3 protein-coding genes are annotated in these 4,463 nt (G+C 40.5%); 2 read left to right on the top strand and 1 reads right to left on the bottom strand.

The annotated features are described in order from the left end of the window. Nucleotides 1–209 precede the first annotated feature (209 nt). Complete coding sequence (locus EKM80_RS14440; RefSeq protein ID WP_125554361.1) at nucleotides 210–1,757, top strand: helix-turn-helix domain-containing protein; 1,548 nt, start codon at nucleotides 210–212, stop codon at nucleotides 1,755–1,757. 118 nt (nucleotides 1,758–1,875) lie between these two features. Here EKM80_RS14440 and EKM80_RS14445 read toward each other — a convergent pair whose 3' ends face one another. After that, nucleotides 1,876–2,796, bottom strand: coding sequence for an aldo/keto reductase (locus tag EKM80_RS14445; RefSeq protein ID WP_125554363.1), 921 nt, complete (start codon nucleotides 2,794–2,796; stop codon nucleotides 1,876–1,878). A 153-nt stretch (nucleotides 2,797–2,949) separates the two neighbouring features. On the opposite strand from EKM80_RS14445, the gene EKM80_RS14450 reads away from it, so the two are divergent. Further along, nucleotides 2,950–4,377, top strand: coding sequence for a gamma-glutamylcysteine synthetase (locus EKM80_RS14450; protein ID WP_125554365.1), 1,428 nt, complete (start codon nucleotides 2,950–2,952; stop codon nucleotides 4,375–4,377). The last annotated feature ends 86 nt before the right edge of the window (nucleotides 4,378–4,463 follow it).

Genomic DNA, 4,463 nt, shown 5'->3' on the forward strand with positions numbered 1-4,463 from the left:
CTTTTTCAATTCCCAATAAATCATTTACACATAATTATTTAAACACTCGACTGGAAATATTTTGATAACGTGTTATTATTTTGTATGTAGATTACAATTATTTTAGAATATAATTAAAACTATTTTGTAAATAACGTTATTGCTTAATCAATTTAAGTGATTAAATATATAGATAGAATTTCGTTTGCAATTTATTGGGGGAAATGATTATGAACTTTGAACAAATGATGCTTAATGACCGAGCTTACCAATATTTTCGAATTTACAGTACGCTAGTTTCAATGCGCCAAGGTGTTTATTCAATCAACGAAATTGCCCAACGTGTCGACCTACCCTACCCAAAGGCTTATAAACTAACCCAGGGATTGGTGGACGAATTAGCTTTGATCGATCCGGAAGCACCTTCTTTGATTGCTGATAACGGTAGCCTAGATACAACGGTGTTAACCGTTGATCTGAATACGTTACGTTACCATTTAATTTCTAACCAACTACCCTACCAAGCAATTTATTATCTGACTACAGAAGAAGACCCATCGATCGATGATTTCTGCAAACGCTATGAAACTAGTCGTGCCACTGTCTTCCGTAAAATTAAGCCATTAAACGATCAACTCCATAATTTTGGCTTACACTTCACATTTAGCCGGATGAGTATTGTCGGTGATGAACGTAAAACGATCCTCTTCCTGTTCTGCATTTTCCGTCTAGCTACTAAAGGTGTTATTTGGCCATTTGGCGACCACTTGCAGAAGCTGGCATTAGAAGTACGCGATCAGTTTATGACCCGCCTACAAGTACCTAGTGAATGGGAAAATTCCGATGTTTTCCCATTAGTTTTGGCTGTATCTAGTTTACGCATGCATCAAGGCAATTACGTTGAAGATGATCCAGCCTATGCTATCTTGTTAGATCATAATGATAATTATGATCCACGATTATTGGATTCTGAATTGATCAGTAACCGCCATTATCCAGAGCTGACTGAAGCCCGTAAGCAAGCTACTTTGCATTTTGGCTATCAATTATTGAATATCTTACCGGTTTTCCGTAAAGAAGATAATTATTTACAGACGACTATTGACTATTTCTACGCACGACACAACATTGTTTGGCAGTTTGCCACTGAATTCTTGAACTATATGCAAGAAAACAGTTTTAAAATGCCTAAGCGCTTAGTTTTAGATAAAGTTTTACTTGGTAACGTCCTTAACGTTGCCTTAACTAGCTATTTGTTCGAAGGCACAATGCCATCATTATCGATCATCGCTAATACTGAACGTAATATTTTGACTGGTGGCTACGATTACGCTGATCTTTATCACGAAATTGGTAATTACGTTGATCACTTACCTGAAAAATATGCTGATTTCCAAGGTAATCACGAACAGATGATTCAGTCGTTATATCATTTATTATTGCCGCTTTATACTGAATACAAAAAAGAGTACCATTTACGCGTTGGTTTAATGATTCCTGGTGATAGCATGGTTTATCGGCGTTACCTTGATCTATATCGTGGCTTTAACTATATTGATATAGAACCTTATGACGCCACTGATTTTGCTGACTATGACCTAATTTTCACGTCATCGATCTCGTTTTATTTAGACGTCACTAAGAATGCGGATACCGACAAGCCGATTTTCTACTTCCATCAAGGCTCCGCGGAATCAGAAATTTCGCCACTACTCAAAACACGAGAGTTCTACCTTAAGAAGTACCCCACTATTCCAGAAATTTGTGCCATCTATTAATCAGTAAGCAGTTATTGCCGTTTCATCAATTACACAAAAAAGCTCATCCGCGAAAAGATATATTTCCGGATGAGCTTTTTGTGTAGTTTAAGTTAGTTTTGTTTTAAGCATCACTGGCTTATGGTAAATCATTGCCCGCAGCAAAGTAAACATCATACCATTCTTGGTGCGTCAATTGAACGTCAGCACCAGCGGCCATTTGCGCAATACGTTCTAAGTTCATACTACCCAAAATAACTTGCATATGTGCCGGATGGCGTAAGATCCAGGCAACAGCAATGCCGTTTTTAGTGACATGATATTTATCAGCTAATTTCTGTAATTCATCATTTAATTCCATGAATTTAGGATTATCGATAAAGACACCTTCAAAGAACCCATACTGGAACGGGCTCCAAGCTTGGATCGTCATATTATGCAGGCGTGAATATTCAATGATACCACCATCGTGATCAACGCTCCGTGGATCAGACATATTAACGTGCATGCCGGCATCAACTGGGCCAGTGTGCATAACACCGAATTGGAGCTGATTAACGATCAGCTTCTGATTTAGGCTATGTTGGAGTAAGTCAACTTGGCTGGGATTCATATTGCTGACACCAAATTGCCGTACCTTACCGGCGTTTTGCAGGCCATCAAAAACCTCAGCAATCTCTTCTGGTTTAAACAACGGATCTGGTCGATGCAAAAGTAATGAATCAACGTAATCGACGCCTAAACGCTGCAAACTTGCATCGACAGCTTCAACTAGATGCTTTTTAGAAAAGTCATATGCATGATCAACAATACCTACTTTAGTTTGGATCAGGATATCTTCACGTTTGATTTTGGATTGACGTAATGCACGACCAAAGCGCGCTTCGCATTCACCTTTACCATACATATCCGCGTTATCAAAGAAATTAATACCGTTGGCCACGGCAGTTTCTAACACGTTTACCGCTGCTGCATCATCAGCTAGGCCATTGATACGCATAATACCCAACGCGACAGCCGATGCGTTTAAACCACTACGACCAAGATCAACAGATTTCATATTTGTAGCCCCCATCTATTTAGATAAGTTAATTTTAGCATTTAACCGCTAACAATACTTAAAAACGGCGATAAATATTTTCTTGCTTTTTTATATCACTTTATTATAGAAATCTGTATAATAAGTTCAATCTCAAATAAAGTGGTGATCGTTTTGCGCAATTTATTAACAGATCCGCAACAACAAGCCTTGCTCCAGCAAAGTCGCTTAGGCGTCGAAGTTGAGGAACATCGCATTGATCAGGCTGGCCAACTTAGTCGTGCGCCTCATCCACCGATTCTTGGTAGCCGCCAATTTCATCCTTATTTTCAATCGGACTTTGCTGAAACTCAAGCCGAGCTGATTACCGACCCGCATTCATCAATGACGAAATTAAGCCAACAATTAGCAACCTTACAAATGGTTTTCACGCAAGCTATGCAACCAGACGAATTAATTTGGCCATTATCATTACCGCCTGCAGTCAGCACAGCTGATCTTGATTTTATTGCGGCGCATTTTGAGCGACCAGCTTATCAAAGTTACCGCGATTATTTATTAGCCAAATATGGTATTCCTCATGAAATTACGACTGGCAGCCATGTCAGCTTTAGCTTGCCCGCAGCATTACTGGCTGGACAATCGATAGCAACTCGCAACCAAATCTATTTTCATATTGTGCAGAACTTCATGCTGACACGCTGGTTACTGACTTATTTATTTGGCGCTACGCCACAAGCTGCGGCTAATTATTTTGCAACACCGCCAGCGGCGTTAAAACAGCCTGTACGTAGTATTCGTAACAGTCAGTATGGTTTTACCAATGACGCCTCAGAACGTGTCAGCTACTCTTCATTAAGTGCACACCTAGCTGGAATTGATAACGGTGTCAGCAATGGTGATTTTTATTCTGCCCATGAATTCTATGGCCCTGTTCGTTTAAAAAATCAAGAACATTTAGCGGCATTTAAAACTCAAGGTATCGACTATCTTGAATTTCGTACATTTGATTTAGATCCTTTTAGTGCCAGTGCCATCAGCTTAACCACCCTGCGTTTCTTCAAAGTCTTTTTAAGTTATTTAGCGGTGCGGCCGTTACCTGCTGACTTACCGCACGCACTAGCCGCCGCACAACAAAAAAACCACCAAGTAGCACTGGAACGCCCTGATAGTCAGTGTGCTTTTGCCACGGAAATGCACGACTGGTTACATCAGCTCCAAATTTTTAGTCAAAGCTGGCCAACTACCTATCAGCAAGCCGTCGCAACGATTGCCCAGCGCGTTGATCGGCCTGCACTAACGCCAAGCGCCAAACTCGTTGCCCAGCCTGCTGTAGCTACTTTTGCGCTACAGCAAGCTCGCCGATATCATCAGGAGCACCAAACGCAGCCCTTACCTGAAGCAGCTGGCTTAAACCATGATCAACGACAGTTATTGATTGCTGCCTATCAACGTGGTTTACGCATTAACCACCAAGCCGAGCAGATTCAATTATGCGGCCAACAACAAGTAATAAGCCTCCAGCAGATCGATTTAAACGGTCTTTCTGCCGCTGCTAGATTAACGCAGCTGTTCCCTGAACTACAGCAGAAAAGTTCTTAAGTGCACAAAAATAAGCTGTCCTTAATTTAGGTGTTATAGTCCCTTTATGGTTGACAGATGAAATAATATAATTCATTTATCGATCA

The sequence above is a fragment of the Loigolactobacillus jiayinensis genome, from assembly GCF_003946445.1.
In the GTDB taxonomy this organism is placed as follows: Bacteria; Bacillota; Bacilli; order Lactobacillales; family Lactobacillaceae; genus Loigolactobacillus; species Loigolactobacillus jiayinensis.

Coding starts and splice junctions, on each gene's coding strand:
- EKM80_RS14445 (WP_125554363.1), bottom strand. CDS start 2,796: ATGAAATCTGTTGATCTTGGTCGTAGTGGTTTAAACGCATCGGCTGTC.
- EKM80_RS14440 (WP_125554361.1), top strand. CDS start 210: ATGAACTTTGAACAAATGATGCTTAATGACCGAGCTTACCAATATTTT.